The sequence below is a fragment of the Catenuloplanes indicus genome (assembly GCF_030813715.1).
Lineage (GTDB): Bacteria > Actinomycetota > Actinomycetes > Mycobacteriales > Micromonosporaceae > Catenuloplanes > Catenuloplanes indicus.
This window is the reverse complement of the sequence record NZ_JAUSUZ010000001.1, coordinates 7,103,918-7,124,092: the sequence shown is the minus strand read 5'-3', so window position 1 is coordinate 7,124,092 and position 20,175 is coordinate 7,103,918. Positions and strand designations below refer to the sequence as shown.

General features: G+C 71.9%; 20 protein-coding genes. 14 read left to right on the top strand and 6 right to left on the bottom strand.

The window, feature by feature from the left end:
• The first annotated feature begins 148 nt into the window (after positions 1 to 148).
• The gene (locus tag J2S42_RS32355; RefSeq protein WP_307245290.1) at positions 149 to 1,819 is read left to right on the top strand and encodes a RecQ family ATP-dependent DNA helicase; all 1,671 of its coding nucleotides are present in this window, start codon (positions 149 to 151) and stop codon (positions 1,817 to 1,819) included.
• A 158-nt stretch (positions 1,820 to 1,977) separates the two neighbouring features.
• Positions 1,978 to 2,517 carry a 2'-5' RNA ligase family protein gene (locus J2S42_RS32350; protein WP_307245288.1) on the top strand — a complete coding sequence of 180 codons (540 nt, stop codon included), beginning with the start codon at positions 1,978 to 1,980 and terminating at the stop codon, positions 2,515 to 2,517.
• A gap of 204 nt (positions 2,518 to 2,721) precedes the next feature.
• Here the strand turns inward: J2S42_RS32350 and J2S42_RS32345 are convergent, their stop codons facing one another.
• Together J2S42_RS32345 and J2S42_RS32340 are read right to left on the bottom strand one after the other, a co-directional pair.
• Entirely contained in the window at positions 2,722 to 3,936 is a 1,215-nt protein-coding gene (locus J2S42_RS32345) for an MFS transporter (protein ID WP_307249157.1), read from the bottom strand.
• A gap of 38 nt (positions 3,937 to 3,974) precedes the next feature.
• Positions 3,975 to 4,529, bottom strand: coding sequence for a helix-turn-helix domain-containing protein (locus J2S42_RS32340; protein WP_307245286.1), 555 nt, complete (start codon positions 4,527 to 4,529; stop codon positions 3,975 to 3,977).
• An 83-nt stretch (positions 4,530 to 4,612) separates the two neighbouring features.
• Here J2S42_RS32340 and J2S42_RS32335 point away from each other — a divergent pair, with 83 nt between their 5' ends.
• The 9 genes from J2S42_RS32335 (at position 4,613) to J2S42_RS32295 (ending at position 11,485) form a co-directional block, all read left to right on the top strand.
• Positions 4,613 to 6,031, top strand: a complete 1,419-nt coding sequence (locus tag J2S42_RS32335; RefSeq protein WP_307245283.1) for an amidase — start codon at positions 4,613 to 4,615, stop codon at positions 6,029 to 6,031.
• Positions 6,032 to 6,082: 51 nt separating this feature from the next.
• Positions 6,083 to 6,298: a hypothetical protein gene (locus tag J2S42_RS32330; RefSeq protein ID WP_307245281.1), complete on the top strand. Its 216-nt coding sequence runs from the start codon at positions 6,083 to 6,085 to the stop codon at positions 6,296 to 6,298.
• Between the two features lie 23 nt (positions 6,299 to 6,321).
• Complete coding sequence (locus J2S42_RS32325) at positions 6,322 to 7,008, top strand: SanA/YdcF family protein (protein WP_307245279.1); 687 nt, start codon at positions 6,322 to 6,324, stop codon at positions 7,006 to 7,008.
• Between the two features lie 40 nt (positions 7,009 to 7,048).
• A complete protein-coding gene (locus tag J2S42_RS32320; RefSeq protein ID WP_307245276.1) occupies positions 7,049 to 7,408 on the top strand; it encodes a hypothetical protein in 360 nt (119 codons plus the stop codon).
• A gap of 85 nt (positions 7,409 to 7,493) precedes the next feature.
• Positions 7,494 to 7,997 carry a hypothetical protein gene (locus J2S42_RS32315; RefSeq protein WP_307245274.1) on the top strand — a complete coding sequence of 168 codons (504 nt, stop codon included), beginning with the start codon at positions 7,494 to 7,496 and terminating at the stop codon, positions 7,995 to 7,997.
• Between the two features lie 47 nt (positions 7,998 to 8,044).
• Positions 8,045 to 8,662, top strand: a complete 618-nt coding sequence (locus J2S42_RS32310) for a DUF4291 domain-containing protein (RefSeq protein ID WP_307245272.1) — start codon at positions 8,045 to 8,047, stop codon at positions 8,660 to 8,662.
• Between the two features lie 56 nt (positions 8,663 to 8,718).
• Complete coding sequence (locus J2S42_RS32305; RefSeq protein WP_307245270.1) at positions 8,719 to 9,363, top strand: hypothetical protein; 645 nt, start codon at positions 8,719 to 8,721, stop codon at positions 9,361 to 9,363.
• Positions 9,364 to 9,470: 107 nt separating this feature from the next.
• Complete coding sequence (locus J2S42_RS32300) at positions 9,471 to 10,403, top strand: SDR family NAD(P)-dependent oxidoreductase (protein WP_307245268.1); 933 nt, start codon at positions 9,471 to 9,473, stop codon at positions 10,401 to 10,403.
• Positions 10,394 to 11,485, top strand: a complete 1,092-nt coding sequence (locus J2S42_RS32295; RefSeq protein WP_307245266.1) for an AraC family transcriptional regulator — start codon at positions 10,394 to 10,396, stop codon at positions 11,483 to 11,485. The genes J2S42_RS32300 and J2S42_RS32295 overlap by 10 nt, the downstream gene beginning before the upstream one ends.
• An 8-nt stretch (positions 11,486 to 11,493) precedes the next feature.
• Here the strand turns inward: J2S42_RS32295 and J2S42_RS32290 are convergent, their stop codons facing one another.
• Positions 11,494 to 12,492 carry a glycosyltransferase gene (locus tag J2S42_RS32290; protein WP_307245265.1) on the bottom strand — a complete coding sequence of 333 codons (999 nt, stop codon included), beginning with the start codon at positions 12,490 to 12,492 and terminating at the stop codon, positions 11,494 to 11,496.
• A gap of 91 nt (positions 12,493 to 12,583) precedes the next feature.
• Between J2S42_RS32290 and J2S42_RS32285 the strand changes: the two genes are divergently transcribed.
• The 3 genes from J2S42_RS32285 (at position 12,584) to J2S42_RS32275 (ending at position 15,144) form a co-directional block, all read left to right on the top strand.
• Complete coding sequence (locus J2S42_RS32285; protein ID WP_307245263.1) at positions 12,584 to 13,045, top strand: SRPBCC family protein; 462 nt, start codon at positions 12,584 to 12,586, stop codon at positions 13,043 to 13,045.
• A gap of 39 nt (positions 13,046 to 13,084) precedes the next feature.
• Positions 13,085 to 14,014 (top strand): hypothetical protein, encoded by a 930-nt coding sequence (locus tag J2S42_RS32280; RefSeq protein WP_307245261.1) that lies wholly within the window; start codon positions 13,085 to 13,087, stop codon positions 14,012 to 14,014.
• A 74-nt stretch (positions 14,015 to 14,088) separates the two neighbouring features.
• Positions 14,089 to 15,144, top strand: a complete 1,056-nt coding sequence (locus tag J2S42_RS32275) for a MerR family transcriptional regulator (RefSeq protein WP_307245259.1) — start codon at positions 14,089 to 14,091, stop codon at positions 15,142 to 15,144.
• Positions 15,145 to 15,325: 181 nt separating this feature from the next.
• Here J2S42_RS32275 and mmsB read toward each other — a convergent pair whose 3' ends face one another.
• The 3 genes from mmsB to chvE all read right to left on the bottom strand — a co-directional run bounded on the left by mmsB (position 15,326) and on the right by chvE (position 19,322).
• Entirely contained in the window at positions 15,326 to 16,585 is a 1,260-nt protein-coding gene (gene mmsB, locus J2S42_RS32270) for a multiple monosaccharide ABC transporter permease (protein ID WP_307245256.1), read from the bottom strand.
• 7 nt (positions 16,586 to 16,592) lie between these two features.
• Positions 16,593 to 18,101, bottom strand: coding sequence for a multiple monosaccharide ABC transporter ATP-binding protein (gene mmsA / locus J2S42_RS32265; RefSeq protein ID WP_370879450.1), 1,509 nt, complete (start codon positions 18,099 to 18,101; stop codon positions 16,593 to 16,595).
• A gap of 93 nt (positions 18,102 to 18,194) precedes the next feature.
• Positions 18,195 to 19,322 (bottom strand): multiple monosaccharide ABC transporter substrate-binding protein, encoded by a 1,128-nt coding sequence (chvE, locus tag J2S42_RS32260; protein ID WP_307245252.1) that lies wholly within the window; start codon positions 19,320 to 19,322, stop codon positions 18,195 to 18,197.
• Positions 19,323 to 20,175: the final 853 nt, after the last annotated feature.

Genomic DNA, 20,175 nt, shown 5'->3' with positions numbered 1-20,175 from the left:
AATCTAAGATCGCCGCGTTAGGTTAGCCTAACCTGTCGAAGGCATCCATGGGAGTGGCGTTTGTCGCCTCGCAAATGCGGGAAAATCACGGCACACACGCCTTCGCCGCATCGACGCGGGCCAACCGAACGGGGACAATGACCGCGCCATGATCACACTCCCCCTGCTCTCCTCCCGCATCAAGCGCGCCGCCAAGAAGCACTTCGGCTGGCGGACGCTGCGGCCCGGCCAGCTCGCGCCGATGAAGACCGTGATGAAACGGCGCGACGCGCTGGTCGTCATGCCCACCGGCGGCGGCAAGTCCGCGCTCTACCAGATCCCCGGCACGCTGCTGCCCGGCCCGACCGTGGTCGTCTCGCCGCTGCTCGCGCTGCAGCAGGACCAGATCGCCGCGCTCAACGAGTACGGCACGCCGGCGCTGCGCGCGGTCCGGATCAGCTCCGCCGAGACGCCGAACCAGAAGGCCGAGGCGCTCGAGTCGATCCGCAACGGCGAGGCCCGGTTCCTGTTCACCACGCCGGAGCAACTGGCCTCCGAGCCGATGCAGGTGGAGATCCGCGCACTGCGCCCGGCGCTGGTCGCGGTGGACGAGGCGCACTGCATCTCCGCGTGGGGCCCGGACTTCCGGCCGGACTTCCTGGCGCTCGGCCACCTGATCCGCGCGATCGGCCGCCCGCCGGTGCTCGCGCTGACCGCGACCGCGTCCCCGCCGGTCCGCGACGACATCATCAAGCGGCTCGGCCTGCGCGAGGTCAAGCCGATGATCTCCGGCCTGGACCGGTCGAACCTGTTCCTCGAGGTGGCCTACTGCCCGGACGAGAACTACCGCTGGCGGCGGCTGACCGCGCTGCTCGACGAGGACGAGGGCCTGGGCATCGTCTACGTGGCCACCCGACGCGCCGCCGAGGAACTCGCGGAGAAACTGTGCGAAGCGGGCTACGAGGCCGCGTTCTACCACGGCGGCATGTCGACCGGCATGCGCGAGGAGCGGCACGAGGCGTTCCTCGCGGACAAGGTGCAGGTGATGGTCGCGACCAGCGCGTTCGGCATGGGCATCGACAAGCCCAACATCCGCTGGGTCGCGCACGTCGCGCTGCCCGACTCGCCGGACAGCTACTTCCAGGAGATCGGCCGGGCCGGCCGGGACGGCGCACCGGCCCGCGCGCTGCTGCTCTGGCGTGCCGAGGACGAGAACATCCAGCGGTACTTCACCGGCGGCGCGGTCGACGAGAAGGAGGTCCGCGAGCTCGCGGCCGTGCTGCGCACCGGCGCGCACACCAAGGCTGAGCTGCGCGAGAAGACCGGCCTCGGCACCCGCAAGCTCGGCCAGCTGCTCGCACTGCTGGAACAGGTCGACTCGGTCGCCACCATCGGCACCACCAAGGTGCTCGCGCCGAACTACGCGCCGCCCGCGGCCGAGGCCGCCAAGCTCGCGGTCGCCGAGGCGGAGCGGCAGCAGACGGTGCAGCGGTCGCGGATCGACATGATGCGCGCGTTCGCCCAGACCCGGTCCTGCCGCGGCCAGATCCTGCTCGCCTACTTCGGCGAGCACGCGCCCGAGCCGTGCGGCCACTGCGACAACTGCCTCAACCCGCCCGCCGACGCCCCGGTCTCCCCCGCGCCGGCCGCCGCGGCCGCCGGCGAGCCGGCCGCGGCCGAGCTGTTCCCGGTGCACAGCACGGTCATGCACCAGGAGTGGGGCACCGGCATGGTTCTCGGCTACGAGGAGGACAAGATGACCGTCCTCTTCGACACAGTCGGCTACAAGACGCTGTCCGTCACGGTGGTGGCCAAGCGCTCCCTGCTCACGCCGGGTTGACCCGCACCCTCGCCGCCCCCCGCCGCTGTCGCAGGCCCGTTCGAACGCGATCTGCGCGCATAGTCACATTCGAGTCACCGTTTTCCGGCCCCCGATCGGCTGAGCGCCCCACGATTCCCCGTGCGCCCACCCGGCCGATGATCGTCTAACGTGTCCGCGTGGTTGCCGCGATCGAGCTCTACCTGGATGTCGACGCGACCCGGCGGATCAGGACGCTGTGGCGCTCGCTGGAGGCCGAGGGCGTGCCGACGCTCGCCGGGCTGCTCGGCAACCGGCACCGCCCGCACGTCTCGCTCGCGGCCGCGCCGCGGCTGGACCCGCACGCGGTCTCGTCCGCGCTGAGCGGTCTGGAGGTCGGCCGCGGGCTCGCGCTGAGCATGGACTTCACCGGCCAGTTCGTCGGCCGCGTGCTCTGGCTGGGGATCACGCCGACCGAGGAGCTGCTGGCGCACCACCGCGCGGTCCACGAACGACTGGCTGCGGCCGGTGTCGAGGTGTGGGAGCACTACCGCCCGGGCCGCTGGGTCCCGCACTGCACGATCTCCATGCGCGTGCCGAACCCGCAGATGGCCCACGCGGTCCGCCGGTGCATCGAGGTCCTGCCGCTCAGGGCCACGGTCACCGGCGCCGCGGTGGCCGACCACGCCAACGACATCGACCACCGGCTCGGCACGGCGGGGCCGCACGAGCCTTCCTGAGCGGGCTTTCCCGCTCCCGGCGTGGCCGCGTTCCGCATGCTCCCGCGGGCAGACCTCCGGCTCCCCCTCCGACTCCGCTGGCTCCGCTCCGCTCCGGTCCGCCGGCCGGAGCCGGTTCCGGCGCTGGTCACCACGCTCCCGCGACGATCGCCGCCGCCTCCCGGCCGCGGCGCGGCGGTCGCGCACCGCCGCCGGAGCCCGCGGTCAGTCCGGCTGGTCCGGTAGCTCGCGGAGGCGCCGAATCGGGGAGAACAGGACGAAGAGCGTGCCGGTGACCGCGCCGACCGAGGCGATCCAGATCGTCGGGTGGATGCCGATCGTCTCGCCGAGGAAGCCGCCGAGCAGCGCGCCGAGCGGCCGTACGCCGTAGTTGACCGTGCGCTTGGCGCCGCTGACCAGGGAGAGCCGGGTCAGCGGGGTCGCAGCGGTCTGCAGCGAGCCGACCGTGATGTCCAGCATCATCACACCGATGCTGCTGAGGAACTCGGCCGCGAAGACCATCGCCATGATCGTAGGTTCGCCACCGGCGGCCAGCGGCACCAGCACCAGCGGCAGCGGGAAGACCACGAATCCGGCGATCGCGACCGGGCCGACGCCGAAGCGGCGGGTGAGCGGGCCGGTGATCACGGCGCCCAGCAGGCCGCCGACCGAGGCGACGCCGATCAGCACGCCGAGCTGCCCCGCGGAGAGCCCGAGCGCGGTGGTCACGTACAGGATGAACAGCGCGTGGAAGACGTAGTTGAACAGGTTCAGCACGGTCACGCCGAGCAGCAGCGAGCGCAGCACGGCGGACCGGGCGATGTACCGCAACCCGCTCAGCACGCCACTCTCCTCCGGCGAGGACGAGGTGGACACGGCCGCGCTCTCGTCCGGCCGGATCCGGAGCAGCAGGATCGCGGACCCGAGGTACGACACCGCGTCCGCGATCAGCGCGAACGGCGCGGTGATCGTCTGCACCAGCAGGCCACCCGCGCTCGGCCCGGCCACGTAGGACATCGCCCGCGCGCCGTTGAGCAGCGAGTTCGCCCCGATGTAGTCGGCGCGCGGGACCACGGACGCGAACAGGCTGTTGTTGGCCACCTCGAAGAGGAGCGTGAGCGTGCCGGTCAGGAACGCGATCACGTAGAGGTGCCACAGCTGCAGTAACCCGGCGAACGCGAGCACCGGCACGACCAGCAGCAGCCCGGCCCGGACCAGGTCCGCCCCGATCATGATGTGCCGCTTGGCCGGCCGCCGGTCCACCCACGCGCCCGCGGCCAGCGAGAACAGCAGGTTCGGCAGGAGCGCGGCCGCGGTCAGGTAGCCCATCTCGGCCGGGCCGGCGCCGACCGTGAGCACGGCCAGCAGCGGCAGCGCGAGGTACGAGATCTGCTCCCCGACCAACGACACCACGTGCGCGGACCAGTACGTGCGGAACATCGGTTCGCGCAGCAGCCCGCCGCGCCGGGCCAGGAGGGTCACGGCTCGTCCCGCGGCATGGTGAGCTGCACCACGCTGACCGGCCGCGCACCGTCGGCCGCCCGCTCCCGGTCGCCGTACGGCGCGAGCAGCTCGTCGAACCGCTCGGACAGCGCGGACAGCTCCGCCGCGGTCACGTAGATCATGTAGTCGCCGAAGCCGGCCGCCCGCCGCCACTCGACCGTCTCCTCCGCGCGCGTCGCCAGGTAGGCCTCGGCGAGCCGGATGTACCGCCCCAGGATCACGGCGTTCAGCTGGTCGGCCGCGGCTCGCATCTCCGGGTCGTCGGAGTCGTCGGCCCAGGACGTGTCCATCGCGGTGGCGCGCCACGGCCGTTCCCGCGCATCCGCCCCCGGCACCCGCTCGGCCAGCCCGTACTTGGCGAGCTGGCGCAGGTGGAACGAGCAGTTCGGCACGTTCTCGTCGAGCGCGGCCGCGCACTGGGTCGCGGTCATCGGCCCGTTCCGGCGCAGCAGCCCGACGAGGCTGAGGCGCAGCGGATGGGCATAGGCCCGCAGCGCGCGCGGGTCGTCGAGTCTGATCGAGTCGGCCATACCCTAGAGAATGCTTTAGAAAGAAACCTTTAGCAAGCAAAAAACCGATCGCGGGTACGCCCGCCGGCCGCCACGCTGTGCGCATGGAGGTACACGAGTACGCGAGCCACGATGCCACCGGCCTGCGCGAGCTGATCGCCACCGGCCAGGTCACGCCGGTGGAGGTGGAGGACGCGGCCCGGCGCGCGCTGGCCGCGGCGCACGCGGACCTCAACGCGCTGACCGGCCCGCTCTACGAGCCCGCGCTCACGCACGACCCGGACGGCCCGTTCGGCGGCGTACCGTTCCTGATCAAGGACAGTGGCCCGGTCGCCCGCGGCACCGCGTTCCGGCTGGGCAGCCGCGCGATCATGGGCGCGGTCGCGAGCGCCGACACCGAACTGATGGCCCGTTTCCGTGCGGCCGGCCTGGTCACGCTCGGCCAGACCACGGCGCCGGAGTGGAGCCTGAGCTTCGCCACCGAGCCGGTGCTGCACGGCCCCACCCGCAACCCGTGGGCACCGGACCGGGGCGTCGGCGGTTCCAGCGGCGGCGCGGCGGCGCTGGTCGCGGCCGGTGCGGTCCCGCTCGCGCACGCGAGCGACGGCGCCGGCTCGATCCGGGTACCGGCCGCCGCGTGCGGGCTGGTCGGCCTGAAACCGACCCGCGGCCGCCTGCCGGTCGGCCCGGCCGTGGGCGAGATCGGCTTCGGCGCGGTCCAGGAGTTCGCGCTCACCCGCACGGTCCGCGACGCCGCGCGACTGCTGGACGCGATCAGCGCGCCGCACCACGGCGAGAAGCACCGGACCCCGCCGCCGGTACGCCCGTACGCGCACGAGATCGACGCGCGGCCCGAGCCGCTGCGCGTGGCGATCTGCGTCGAGCCGTGGTCCGGCGTACCCGTGGACCCGGAGGTCGCGGACGCCACCACCACGGTCGGCGAGCTGCTCGAATGGCTCGGTCACCGAGTCGAACCGGCCCGCCCGGAGTTCGCCGCCGAGGACGTGATCGAGGCGCTGATGCTGGGCGGCGTCGCCAGCGGCCTCGCGGTGCTGCGCGGCGGCCGCGGCCGCAGGCCGGACCCGTCGCTACTGGAGGCGGTCTCCCGCGCGTTCCTCCGCGAGGCCGAGGCCGCGACCGCGCTGGACGTGCTGACCATGCTCGACGCTCAGCACCGGGTCACCCACCCGGTCGGCACGTTCTTCACCCGGTACGACGTGCTGGTCACGCCCACGCTCGGTCAATTGCCCGCACCGCACGGCACGCTGCGCTACGACGACCCGGGCCAGGACGCGCGCGGGTGGCTGCGCCGGATCCTGGAGTACGGCCCGTTCACCGCGCCGTTCAACGTGTCCGGCACGCCCGCGATCAGCCTGCCGCTCGGCCAGAGCCGCACCGGCCTGCCGATCGGCGTCCAGCTCGCCGCCGGCCACGCCCGCGAGGACCTGCTGCTGCGCCTCGCCGCCCAGCTGGAGCAGGCCGCACCGTGGCAGGATCGATCACCTTCACTGTCCGTCGGCTGACGTACATCCGCATTCCTTGATGCGTTGGCCGGCCTGCGCTGCACTGGGCCGGTGACCGCACACCACCATGTGACCCGCCGCACGCTGCTGGCCGGCACGGGCGGAGTCCTGCTGCTCGGCCACGCCAACGTATGGTTCACCGCGGACTTCGTGGACCTGGGCGGCGCCACCGGCATGGGCCGGCTCTCCGACTGGATCGAGGCGGCCGGCGGCATCGCCAGCTTCAACTACCTGATCCCCGGATCAGCGGTCCGATCCCGCCGTTGATCAGTTGACGCATACTTCGAAGGGTGAAACGCCTCCTTTCCCGGCTGTCCTGGTTCACCTGGTGGCGCGTGGCGCTGATCGCTGCCGTCGGCGGCATCGCCGCCACCGTCACCGTGATCGCCAGCGAGAGCTGGATCCGCGGCCGGGCCGAGGGACACGTGCACACGATCGCGTCGGTCCCGGCCGCGCCGGTCGCACTGGTGCTCGGCACGCAGGTGCTGCGCACCGGTGAGCCCGGCGACTTCCTGGCCGCCCGCCTGGAGACCGCCCGGCAGCTCTACCTGACCGGCAAGGTGCAGGCCATCCTGGTCTCCGGCGACAACGGCCGCCACGAGTACGACGAGCCCACCGCGATGTACGCCTGGCTGGTCCGCAACGGCGTACCGCCGGAGCACGTGGTGCGCGACTACGCGGGCTTCGACACGTACGACTCGTGCTTCCGGGCGAAGGAGATCTTCGGGGTCGACCGCGCGATAGTGGTCACCCAGAGCTTCCACATCGCCCGCTCCGTCGCGCTCTGCCGCGAGCTCGGCATCGACACCTCCGGCGTCGGCGACGACTCGGTCCGCGACGCGTACCCGGCGAACTGGCGCCAGGCCTCCACCCGCGAGCACCTGGCGCACGTCAAGGCCGTCTTCGACGTGGTCACCGGCCGCGAGCCGGTCCACCTCGGCCCCGCCGAGCCGGGCGTGACCGACGCGATCTCCTGATCCTGTCGTACCCCCGCGACACCGTCCCGCCCGTGACCGAGTGGACCCCACGGGTGGGCGACGTGGCCGCGATGCCGTTGCCGGACGGGGCGCATTCGGCGCGGTGCAGGTGACGCACGCCGACGACGACATGATCACGGTGTGCGCCTCGCGCCGGCGGCCGGCGTCGCGGCCTGCGCGGCCTACGACGTTGCGGCGCGCGATCGGCGAGGGCCCGGCGGAGCCGGAGCTGGTGCCGAAGGCGTTCGTCGATCGGCTCAACGCGCTCGACGAACGCCACGGGATGATCGACACGATCCGGCGGGAGGCGGCGTGCGCGGCGTTCGACGGGCTCGCGACGCGGGCGGGGATCACGCCCGAGCAGGCGGGCACGCTCTGTGACGAGTGGCGGGAGTGGTGAGCGGGGTTCCGGCGCACGACCGCCGGGTAAGACTGGCATGATCCTCCCTGACTTTCCCCCACCACAAGAACCGAGAGGTGTCGCAGTGACGGAGCAGCCGGTATTCAGCCAGCTCGGGTTCTCCGACCAGGAGTGGGGCCTGCTCGTGGGCCTTCCGCACGCGGTGCTGACGGCCGCGTCGGCCGCGGAGTCGGACGGGTCCCGCCGCACGCTCCAGGAGAACCAGGCCGGCCTGGAGGGCATCGCGGCCGGACGCGAGTCCGGCAACTGGCTGGTCACCGAGATCGCGAACGAGCTGATCACCCGCGTGGGTGACCCGGAGGCGGGCGAGGAGCTGCCCGCGCTGACGCCGAGCGACCCGGAGGCCTACATCGCGGACGTACTGACCCGCGCACGCGAGGCGAACACGCTGCTGCGCGAGAAGGTGGACGAGGGCCAGGCCGGGGCGTACGCGAACTGGCTGGTCACGATCGCCGAGCAGGTGGTCACGGCCGCGCCGACCGGCGGCATCCTCGGCATCGGCGGCGACGTGGTCACCGAGGACGAGCGCCGCTTCCGCGACCAGCTCTCCGCCATCTTCAACGCCTGAGCCGTTATTCGATCGCGCCACCGCGCCGGGCGGGTGATCATCGGACCGTGTCCGACACCGTCCCCGCCCGGCAGGTCCGCGCCGTCTTCACCGACCGGACGATCACGGTCTACCAGGCGTACTCACCGGAGATCGCGCTGCCGGCGCTCGCGGCCGGCCGGTTCGTGCCGCCGTTCCGCCTCGGCCGGATGACATGGATCAAGCCGTCGTTCCTCTGGATGATGTACCGCAGCGGCTGGGCCACGAAGCCGGGCCAGGAGTTCGTCCTCGCGATCACCGTCGACCGGGCCGGGTTGGAGAACGCGCTGCGCACCGCCGTGCTCAGCCACTACGGCCCGCGGCGGGGGCACGCGAGCCGCGCCGAGTGGTCGCGCGCGGTGCGGCGCAGCGACGTCCGCGTGCAGTGGGATCCCGAGCGGGACCTGCGGCTGAGCGCGTTGCCGTACCGGTCGCTGCAGGTCGGGTTGTCCGGCGCGGCCTCCGCTCGGTACGTGAACGAGTGGACCACCTCGATCGAGGACGTCACGCCGCTCGCGCGCCAGGTCCACACGTGTGCCGCCACCGATCCCACGGCGGCGCGGGCGCTGCTGCCGCCCGAGCGTCCCTGTCCGCTGCCCGCGGATGTCACGGCCGCCATCGGTGCGACCGGTCCGGCAAATCCCTGAAATCGTCATGAATCCCCTCATACGATGAGGCGAGGTCGAGACGGAGGGGTCCAACCGTGAGCGGTGTCAAGGAGCTCGGCGCCTTCCGGCACGACGACGCCGGTGAGGTGGCGCGGCTGGTCGTCGCGTACGCCGCGGAGCGTGGCGTGGAGGCGCGGTTCGGTGGCACGGCCGACGACCCCGGTAATCAGGTGGACGTGTTCGAGCCGCTGGACGGCTGGACCGTGGTGATGTGGCCGAGCACCGGTGCGGAGGCCGCGGTCGAGATCGCGCGCGTGGTCAGCCTCCGGCTCGGCACCGTGGCCAGCTGCGTCTCCGCGTTCGAGGACGACTTCTGGAGTCACCTGGTCTTCGAGGCCGGGCAGGAGCGTGACCGGTTCACGTCCCGCCCGGACTACTTCGAGGAGGAGTCCGGCACCGAGCACCGCTGGAACTCCGACCCGGCGACCGTGGCCGGGGTGTTCGGCGTCGACGCCGCCGAGATCACCGACTACCTGACCCCGGTCACCGAGGATGACCTGGACGCCGACGACGAGCGGCGGGCCCACCCGGACGACGAGTACGCGCTCACCGACTCGTGGGTCTTCGTCGACTTCTGGCGGCACCTCGGCATCACCTACCCCGACGCGGACGTCCCGCCGCTGCAGTACGGCATCACGCTCGCCCCCGGCTGGGAGAAGGCGATCGCCGCGGCCGCCTGACCCGTGGCGCGATCGGGCACCGGCCTGGCGCGTTCTGCCACTGTGTGCGTTCTCCGGGTTCCATAGCGTCGTCCGGGACGGCGAACGACTTCCCGGAGGTGGCGGACATGCCCTGGTCAGCGGCGGACATCCCACGGCAGGACGGACGTGTGGCGGTGGTGACCGGCGGCAGCGGCGGCCTCGGCCTGGTGACGGTAGCGGCGCTCGCGGCCCGCGGCGCCCACGTGATCATGGCGGCGCGCAGCCGGGCCCGGGCGCTGCCGGCCCGCGACCGGATCCTGTCCGACCACCCGGGCGCCACCGTCGACGTGGTGCTGCTCGACCTGGCCGAGCTGGCCTCCGTCGCGCGGGCGGCCGGCGAGATCCTGGCCGCGCACCGCACGATCGACCTGTTGATCAACAACGCCGGCGTGATGGCGGTGCCGCCGGCCACCACGGTGGACGGTTTCGAGATCCACCTCGGCGTCAACCACCTCGGGCACTGGGCGCTCACCGCGCACCTGCTGCCGGCGATCGCCCGCACGCCCGGCGCGCGCGTGGTGACGCTGACCAGCGGCGCACAGCACTTCGGCCGGCCGCTCGACCCCACGACCCCGCGCGGGTACGAGGGCTGGCGTGCCTACGACGACTCCAAGCTCGCCAACCGCCACTTCGCCCAGGGGCTGGAGCGGCAGTTCCGGGCCGCCGGCCGGTCCGCCCGTGCGGTCACCGCGCACCCGGGCTTCGCGAACTCGGACCTGATGGACCGCGCCACCGCCGCCGGCCCGCGCGGTGCCATCATGTTCCCGATGGCGCGCAGATTCGGCATGTCGGTGGAGCGCGGCGCACTGAGCCAGCTGCGCGCCGCGACCGACCCGCGCGTCCAGGGCGGCACCATGGTCGGCCCCCGCCTGCAGATCTCCGGTCCGCCGGTCGCCCGCCGGCTGATCCGGCCGGGTGCCGGCCGGGCGATCCGCGCGCTGTGGCGGTTCTCCCGCGACGCGACCGGCCTGGACGTCGACGTGGCGAGTCTGCCGGCCGATCCGGTGACATGCCGGTGAGTCCGGCCGGGTATGCGCTCAGCCCGGCGGCCGCGGTGATGTTCGCAGACCTCGGCATCCCGGCCGGCCCGGTGCTGCGGGCCGCGGGGCTGCCCGGCGACCTGTTCGTCCGCGGCCCGGTGACGCTCGCGCCCGAGCAGTTCTTCCGCTGCTGGACCGCGATGGAGGAGGCCTACGGCGATCCCGCGTTCCCGGTGCGGGCGGCCGAGCGGATGAGCACGGAGACCTTCCACCCGCCGATCTTCGCGGCGCTGTGCAGCCCGAACCTGCGCCGCGCGGCGGAGCGGATCGCCGCGCACAAGCGCCTGATCGGCCCGCAGCGCGTGCTCGTCGGGCCCGGCGACGAGCTGCACCTGACCATGCGCTGGCCGGCCGTGCCGGTACCGCCGCCCGGCCTGGTCGCGTACGAGCTGGCCGTCTGGGTGGCGCTGGCCCGGCTCGCCACCCGGGCGCGGGTGGTGCCGGCCCGGTTCTCGACGCCGGATCCGCCGGCCGGCGCGGTCGCCGAGGCGTGGCGCGACTTTCTCGGCGTGCCGTTCCAGCACGGCGCCGAGGCCGAGGTGGTCTTCGCCGCGCACGACGCGCGCCGCCCGTTCCTGACCGAGAACGCGGAGATGTGGCGGGTCTTCGCGCCGGATCTGCGCCGCCGCCTGGCCGATCTGGAGCGCGCCGAGTCGACCGCGGAACGGGTCCGGGCCGCGCTGGTCGAGCTGCTGCCGGCCGGTGCGGGCACCGCAGCCGGCGTCGCCCGCCGCCTGGCGCTGAGCGGCCGCACGCTGCAACGCCGCCTGGCCGCGGAGCACACCACCTTCCAGGCCGTGCTCGACAGCACCCGGCACGCGCTCGCCCGCGCCTACCTGGACCGCGCGGACGTCTCGGTCACCGAGATCGCGTTCCTGCTCGGCTACGACGACCCGGGCTCCTTCTACCGCGCCTTCCGCTCCTGGACCGGTACCACTCCGCAGCAGGCCCGGTCCGGTCCGGCCACGACGGAACCGGCAGGGAGGCCGCCCGCGGCCGACCGGTGCCCGCGGGAGCACCGGGACGCGACCACGCCGGAAGCGGGAAGATCCAGATCTTGATCTGGATCTCAGGACGGCACGGACAGCTCTTCCGCCTCGACCGGCACCGCCTGGCCACCGGCCTCGAGACACACCACGGCGGTACGGTCCGCGACGCGCTGCCACGGGTACACCTGGCGGGCCCGGTCCAGCGCTGCGGTGGCGGCGGTGAACCGGCGCACGTTGTCGGCGAGCAGCGCGCGGATCGCCATGCCGAGCGCGCGCGGGTCCCGCGGCGGCACCAGCTCGCCGGTCAGGCCGTCGATCACCGCGTCCCGGACCAGGCCGGTCGCGGTGCCGACCACGGGCACGCCGCAGGCCATCGCCTCGATCGGCGCGCTGCCGGACGGGTCGCGCCAGGGCGCACAGACCGCCACGTCGGCGGAGCGGTACCAGGCCGGCAGGCCGTTGCGCGGCACCGACGGGTGCAGCACGACCCGGTCGGCGACGCGGCAGCGCTCGGCCAGGGCGGCCAGGGATGGCGGGGCACCGAGCACGACCGCCTCCGCGTCCGGCACCATCCGCATCGCACGGACCAGGTCGCCGGCCCAGGCGGCGCCGTCCGCGACCGCCAGCACGCGCGGGCGCGTCCGCGGCATCGGCTCGCCGACCGGGGTGAACAGCTCGCAGTCGACGCCGGGCGGGATCAGCGTGATCCGGTTTCGGGGCACGCCGAGCCGCAGCAGTTCGCCGCCCTCGTCGGTCGAACCGGCGACGATCCGGTCGGCGACGCGGCAGAGCAGGCGCTCGTATGTGCGGCGTTCGCCGTCCGCCTGCGGTCCGCCGAGGCCCTGGAACGACTGGACCAGCGGGGCGGCCCCGGACGCGAGCGCGGCGACGCCGGCCGCCCAGCCGTGCGCGTGGATCACCTCCGGAGCCCAGCCGGAACCGTCCGCCCAGGTCGAGCCGAGCCGTTCACCGGCGCGCTTGCCGGCGGCGTCGTACTCGCGCACGTCGTGCCCGAGCCGGCCGAGCGCGGCCGAGAGCTCGCCGGCCGCCCCTCCGGAGGCCATCATCGCGATACGCACAAATGCAATTATTCCCGGTTTGCGGCATTGTTTTGGCGGCTTGCCGGAACATCGCGGTTAGCCGCGGGCCCAGCCGGGGTATCCGCCTCGCATGGCGAAGGTCGAGCAGGTCATCCCCGCGTCCCCGAAGCAGGTGTGGGCGGCGCTCGCGGACGGCTGGACGTACAGCGACTGGGTGGTCGGTACCGTGCACATCCGGGACGTCGACCAGAACTGGCCCGCGCCCGGTGCCCGCCTGTTCCACAAGGCCGGCCCGTGGCCGTTCTCGCTGCACGACGGCTCGCGGGTGGTCGAGTCGGAGCCGGAGCGGCGGCTGGTGCTGCGCGTCGGGCTCTGGCCGGTCGGCGAGGCGACCGTCACCATGGAACTTCGTCCGCACGGCAGCGATGCAACGCACATCACGTTCGTCGAGGAACCGGTCGCCGGACCGTTCAAATGGGCGCACACCAAGCTGAATGACCTGGTCCTGCACCAGCGCAACCGGGAGTCGCTGCGCCGGCTCGCCGACGTCGCGTCCCGGCAGAAGGCCGCGGCGGAGAAAACCCCCTCATAACGGCGGAACCCGTACCCGGTTCCGCTCGTCATACAGGTCATGCCGACACTCACCCGTCCCGCGCGCGCCCTCCTCGGCGGCGCCGCGGCCGCCACCCTCTTGCTGACCGGCGCCTGTGCGAACTCGAACAGCGCCGCCCAGGGTGCCGCCGGCTCCGCGTCCGCCACCGCGGGCGCCGTCGAGCCGACCGGCGACATCCCGGAGATCACCGGCAGCACGCTGGTTCTGCGCGTCGACTACACCGGCGGGTTCGTCACCCCGGCCATGCTCGCCACCCGGATCCCGATGATCAGTGTGTACGCGGACGGCCGCGTGATCACCGAGGGTCCGACCACGAAGCAGTACCCGGGCCCCGCGCTGCCGAACCTGCAGGTGCAGTACGTCGAGGCCGCGGACGTCAACGTGCTCGTCGAGCGCGCCCGCTCCGCCGGTGTGCAGAACGGCGTCGACCTCGGTCAGCCCGGCGTCGCGGACGCGCAGACCACCCGCTTCACGCTGCTGACCGAGCAGGGCGTGCAGACCGTCGAGGCGTACGCGCTGGCCGAGGCCGCCGGTGCCGCGAACGGCCTCTCCGCCGAGCAGGTCCGCGACCGCGAGCTGCTCAGCGGCCTGATCATCGCGCTGCAGGACCTGGAGACCACGCTCGGCCCGGGCCGTGTCAAGGAGCCGGCCGACTACCAGCCCGCCGCGATCGCCGGCGTCGCCATGCCGTTCCAGCAGGCCGAGGGCGACCCCGCGCAGACCGAGAAGGCGTGGCCCGGTCCGGCGCTGCCCGGGACGCCGCTCGGCGAGGGCCTCGACATGGGCTGCGTGAGCGCGGAGGCGCAGGCCGCGAAGGACGTGCTCGCCGCCGCGGAGAGCGCCACCGCGATCACGCCGTGGACGTCCGCCGGTAAGAAGTACACCGTCCAGCTCCGTCCGCTCCTCCCGGACGAGCGCGACTGCGACGACCTGATGAAGAGGGCTTGACCTTCACCCTCGGGAAACCCGCAGGCTCCTTCTCGTACCGGCCGACCGGCCGGTACGAGAGGAAGGTGAGTCGCGTGTCCCTGCTGACCATCGGGGCGTTCGCCCGCCTGAGCCGACTCTCGCCCAGGGCGCTGCGTCTCTACGACGACCTCGGCCTGCTGCCACCGGCCGTCGTGGACCCGTCGTCCGGCTACCGGCTCTACGCACCGGAGCAGCTGGAACGCGCACGCCTGGTCGCCTGGCTGCGCCGGCTCGGCATGCCGCTGGCGCAGATCCGGGACGTCTGCGCCATGCCGCCGCCGGACGCCGCCGCGGCCGTCACCGCGTTCCGGGACCGGATCGCGCGCGAGGCGCAGGCCCGCGAGCAGCTCGCCACCTTCCTCGTCGACTACCTGTCGGGAAGGGGCTCCCCCATGTCAGACCGATCCACCGAACTCGGCATCCGCTACGCCGTCCGCACCGACGCGGGCCTCGAGCGGGACACCAACGAGGACACGGCGTACGCCGGCACCCGGCTGCTCGCGGTCGCCGACGGCATGCGCGGCGCGCACGGCGGGCGGGCCAGCAGCGCCGCGATCGAGGCGCTGAAGCCGCTGGAGACCGCCGATCTGCCGGCCGGTGGCCTGCTCAACGCGCTGTCCGAGGCGATCGGCTCCGCCGACGAGGCGATCCGCGCCGCCGACGAGCCGACCGCGATCACCACGCTGACCGCGCTGCTCTGGTCCGGTTCCCAGCTGGCACTCGTCCACGTCGGCGACTCCCGGGCCTATCTGCTGCGGGACGGGACGCTGTTCCGGATCACCGTCGACCACACGTACGTGCAGTCGCTGGTCTCGGAGGGGCGGCTCAGCGCCGAGGAGGCCCGGTCGCACCCACAGCGGGCGCTGCTGGTGCGGGCGCTGGGCCACGACCCGGCACCCGACCTGTCGCTGCACGTCGCGCGGCCTGGCGACCGGTATCTGCTGTGCTCCGACGGCCTCTCGGCGGTGGTGGAACCGGCCGCGCTGGAGGCGGCACTCCGCACCGGTGCCGCTCCGGCCGAGACCGTCGACGCGCTGATCGCGCTGGCCTACGACGGCGGCGCACCGGACAACATCGCCTGCGTGGTCGCGGACGTCGTCCCGGTCTGACCGGCACCTCCGCCGGCGCCGCCCACCGGGTCTTCCGGAAGTGGCCGCGGACCGGGCAGGGCGGAGCACCGGCGACGACCGGGGCCCGCGGGAGCATGCGGCACTCGGCCACGCCGGAAGCGGGTAAACAAAAATCGGCGGCGGTCCCGGGGAAGGGACCGCCGCCGGTGCAGCGGGGTGATCAGCGGGTGGCGCCGGCGCGGCGCTTGGCCCAGACGTCCAGCGCGACCGCGAGCAGCAGGACCGCGCCCTTGGCCAGCATGACCTCGGCCGGCTCGGAGCCGAGCAGCGACATGCCGTTGTTGATGACGGCCATGATCAGGCCACCGGTGATGGCGCCGACGACCTTGCCGACACCGCCCTGGACCGCGGCGCCGCCGATGAAGGCCGCGGCGATCGCGTCCAGCTCGAACGTGTTGCCGGCACCGGGGAGCGCGACGTTGAGGCGGCCGGAGAGGATGATGCCGGCGACCGCGGCGAGCACGCCCATGTTGACGAAGAGCCAGAACGTGACGCGCTTGACCTTGACGCCGGAGAGCGACGCGGCCTGCAGGTTGCCACCGATCGCGTAGACGTGCCGGCCGAAGACGGTCCGGTTCGCGATCAGCGTGTAGAGCAGCACCAGGCCGGCCAGCAGTACGAGCACCCAGGGCAGGTTCTTGAAGCGGGCCAGCTGCACCACGATCGTCATGATCACGGCGATCGCGACCACGTTGCGGGCCACCAGGATCGCGATCGGCTCGACCGACTGCTGGTAGCCGATCCGGGCCCGGCGGGTGCGCAGCTGGGAGACGACCATGCCGGCGCAGACCAGGATGCCGACCAGCAGCGTGATGATGTCCGCGCCGCCGAGCGGGCCGAGCGCGACGTTGCCGAGCGTGCCGGGCGTGAAGCCGTTGGCGATCGTGCGGATCTCGTCCGGGAACGGGCCGATGCCCTGGTTGCCCAGGACCTGCATGGCGACCGCGCGGAACAGCAGCATGCCGGCCAGCGTGACGATGAACGCGGGGATGCCGAAGTAGGCCACCCAGTAGCCCTGCCAGGCGCCGATCAGGCCGCCGACGATCAGCGTCAGCACGATGGCCAGCGGCCACGGCACGTCCATGTTGACCATCAGGACGGCGGATATCGCGCCGGTGGTCGCGACCACGGAACCGACCGAGAGGTCGATGTGGCCGGCGATGATGATCAGGATCATGCCGATCGCGAGAATCAGGATGTACGAGTGCTGGATGATGATGTTGCTGATGTTCTGGAAGCCCAGCAGCTGGCCGTCCGTGGCCACCGCGAAGCCCACCACGATCAGGGCGAACGCGATGTAGATGCCACTCTGTCGCAGGTTGATCGAGAACCCGCCGTTGGTGCCCTTCGGGCCGCCTCCACCGGGCACCTTGGCCGTGTTGGTGGTGATACCGCCGGTCGCCGGCGCGACGCTACTCATCGCGGCCTTACTCCTTAACCTTGGTCATGAACTGCATGAGTCGCTCCGGGGTCGCCTCCGCGCGTGGGACCTCGCCGGTGACCCGGCCGGCGGAGAGCGCGTAGATCCGGTCGCAGATGCCGAGCAGCTCGGGCAGCTCGGAGGAGATCACGAGGATCGCCTTGCCCTGGTCCGCGAGGGCGTTGATGATGGTGTAGATCTCGTACTTCGCACCGACGTCGATGCCCCGGGTCGGCTCGTCGAGGATGAGCACGTCCGGGTCGGAGTAGATCCACTTGGCCAGCACGACCTTCTGCTGGTTGCCGCCGGAGAGCGTGCCGGTGACCGACGCGACGCTCGGGGCCTTGACGTTCAGCTCCCGGCGGTACTGCTCCGCGACCTTGAACTCCTCGTTCTCGTTGACCCAGCCGCCCTTGGCCAGCTTCTCCAGGCTCGCGCCGGAGACGTTGCGCTGGATGTCCTCGATCAGGTTCAAGCCGTACCGCTTGCGGTCCTCGGTCGCGTACGCGAGACCGTGCTCGATCGCGTCGCCGACGGTGCGGAGGCGGATCTCCTTGCCGTCCTTGTAGATCTTGCCGGAGATGTCCACGCCGTACGCGCGGCCGAACACGCTCATCGCCAGCTCGGTGCGGCCGGCGCCCATCAGGCCGGCCAGCCCGACGATCTCCCCACGGCGCAGCGTGAGGTTCGCGTTGTCGATGATCTTGCGGCCCTGCTGGGTCGGGCTGTGGACGGTCCAGTTCTCGATCCGCAGCACCTCCGCGCCCACCTTCGAGGTGTGCGGCGGGTACCGGTGCTCGAGGTCGCGACCCACCATGCCGGAGATGATCCGGTCCTCGGTGACGTTGTCCGCCCGCATGTCCAGCGTCTCGATCGTGCGGCCGTCGCGGATGATGGTAAGCGAGTCGGCGATCGCTTTGATCTCGTTCAGCTTGTGCGAGATGATCACGCACGTGATGCCCTGCGCGCGCAGCTCGCGCAGCAGGTTCAGCAGGTGCGCGGAGTCCTCGTCGTTCAGCGCCGCGGTCGGCTCGTCCAGGATCAGCAGCCGGACCTCCTTGGAGAGCGCCTTGGCGATCTCCACGAGCTGCTGCTTACCGACGCCGATGTCCATGGCCGGCGTGGTCGGGTTCTCCACCAGGCCGACGCGCCGCATCAGCTTGGCCGCCCGGTCGTTCGTCTCGTTCCAGTCGATCAGGCCGCGGCGGACCACCTCGTTGCCGAGGAAGATGTTCTCCGCGATCGACAGGTACGGGCTGAGCGCCAGCTCCTGGTGGATGATGACGATGCCACGCTTCTCGCTGTCCCGGATATCCGAGAAGTGGCACTCCTGACCGTCAAAAACGATGTCACCGGTGTACGTCCCGTGCGGGTACACACCGGAGAGCACCTTCATCAGGGTCGACTTGCCGGCCCCGTTCTCCCCGCAGATGGCGTGGATCTCGCCGCGTTTGACGGTGAGGTTCACGTCGGAGAGCGCCTTGACGCCGGGGAATGTCTTGGTGATTCCCCGCATCTGCAGTAGCGCGTCGGCCACGGCGGTTGCTCCTCGTTGCTCTAAAGGTGACCGGCGGTGGGCCGAGGCCCACCGCCGGGATGAAACGGGGTCTTACTTGAGCTGGTCCTCGGTGTAGTAACCGGTGTCGATCAGCGTCGCCTTGTAGTTGTCCTTGTAGACGATCACCGGCTCCAGCAGGTACGACGGAACGACCTTGTTGCCGTTGTCGTAGTCCGTGGTGTTGTTGACCTCCGGCGTGCCGCCCTTGAGGACCGCGTCCGCCATCTTCACGGTCACGTCGGCGAGCTGCCGGGTGTCCTTGTAGATGGTGGCGTACTGCTCGTTGTTGATGATCGACTTGACCGACGCGACCTCGGCGTCCTGGCCGGTGACGATCGGCCACGGCTGCGCGGCGGTGCCGTAGCCGTTGCTCTTCAGCGCGGAGAGGATGCCGATCGAGATGCCGTCGTACGGCGACAGCACGCCCGCGACCTTGTTGCTGCCGGTGTAGGTCGTGGTGATGATGTTCTCCATGCGCTGCTGGGCCGTGGCCGGGTCCCAGCGCAGCGTGGAGACGGTGTTGAAGTCCGTCTGACCGCTCTTGACGACCAGCGTGCCGTTGTCGATGTACGGCTTCAGCGTCTTCATCGCGCCGTTGAAGAAGAACGTCGCGTTGTTGTCGTCCGGCGAGCCGGCGAAGAGCTCGATGTTGAACGGGCCCTTCTTGTCGCCGTCGGAACCGTCCGCCTTCTTCAGGCCCAGGCCGACCAGCAGCGACGTGGCCTGCTGGACGCCGACCTTCTCGTTGTCGAACGTGGCGTAGTAGTCCACGTTCGGCGACTTGCGGATGAGCCGGTCGTACGAGATCACCGGGATGTTGTTGGCCTTGGCGTTCTCCAGCTGGCTGGTCAGCGCCGTGCCGTCGATCGAGGCGATGATCAGGAGCTTCGCGCCCTGGGTGATCTGGTTGTCGATCTGGTTCGCCTGCGTCGGGATGTCGTTCTCCGCGTACTGCAGGTCGACCTTGTAGCCCAGCTTCTCCAGCGCGGCCTTGACGTTGTTGCCGTCGGCGACCCAGCGCTCCGAGACCTTGGTCGGCATGGTCACGCCGACCAGCGCGCCCTCCGCCGAACCGGTGTCGCCGCCGGACTCGCCGGCCTTCTCCGCCGAGCCACAGGCGGTCACGGAGAATGCGACGGTCAGGCCTATGGCCGCGGCAGCGAGCCTCGCGAGTTTCATGCTCTCTCCCTTGAGTTCTGGAAAGCCCCACGGTGGTGCCCGCAGCTGGTCGCCGACGGTGCGAACGGTGCCCCGCACCGCCTCGCGGCCAGATGTCGTCGGAGTTACCCGAAGGTTTCCCGATGTTTCGCCGTGGTGGTTGAGGTGAAGTGTTAGCGCTAACAACTGGCCAGTCAAGGCCTGTATCGAAATGAAATCTAAACGCCGAAGAGTGGTCCGCGCCACCCCACGAGACCGCTCTTCACGTCGCAAAACACCCAGAAAAGCCCATAAATCAGGCTCGGTACGGGCAACCGTGTTGATGTTGTGACCTGCCGTGTGCGGCTCTGAGCTGCAAAGATCGGATCGGGGCCGATAGGTGGCGATTCGATCACGATGCGTCCTGATCGCACATCGCCGGCTACCGGCCGCCGCCCTACCGGCCGGTGCCCCGGCCGGCCCTATCGCCGCTGGCCACCGCTGCTGGACCGTCGACGCCGGCGGCCGTCGCCGAACGCGGCCGCCGAACCGTCGCCGCTACCCACTCGCCGCCACTGGCCGCCGCCAAACCATCGCCGCTAGCGGCCGTTGCCGCTGGCCGGCTCCCCGCCACTGACCGCCGCCGATCGCGGCGCCCAAACCGTCGCCGCCGGCGGCCGTCGCCGCCGGATGCCATCGCCACCGGCAGCCATCGCCGCTGTCAGCCGTCGCCGCCGGCGGCCTCTGCCGCCGAACCGTCGCCGCCACCGGCCGCTGCCCACTCGCCGCCATTGGCCGCCGCCGAACCTCGCCGCTAGCGGCTGTTGCCGTTGCCGGCTCACCGCCGCCGGCCGACGCTGCCGAACCGTCGCCGCTACCGGCCGTTGCCGCCCGC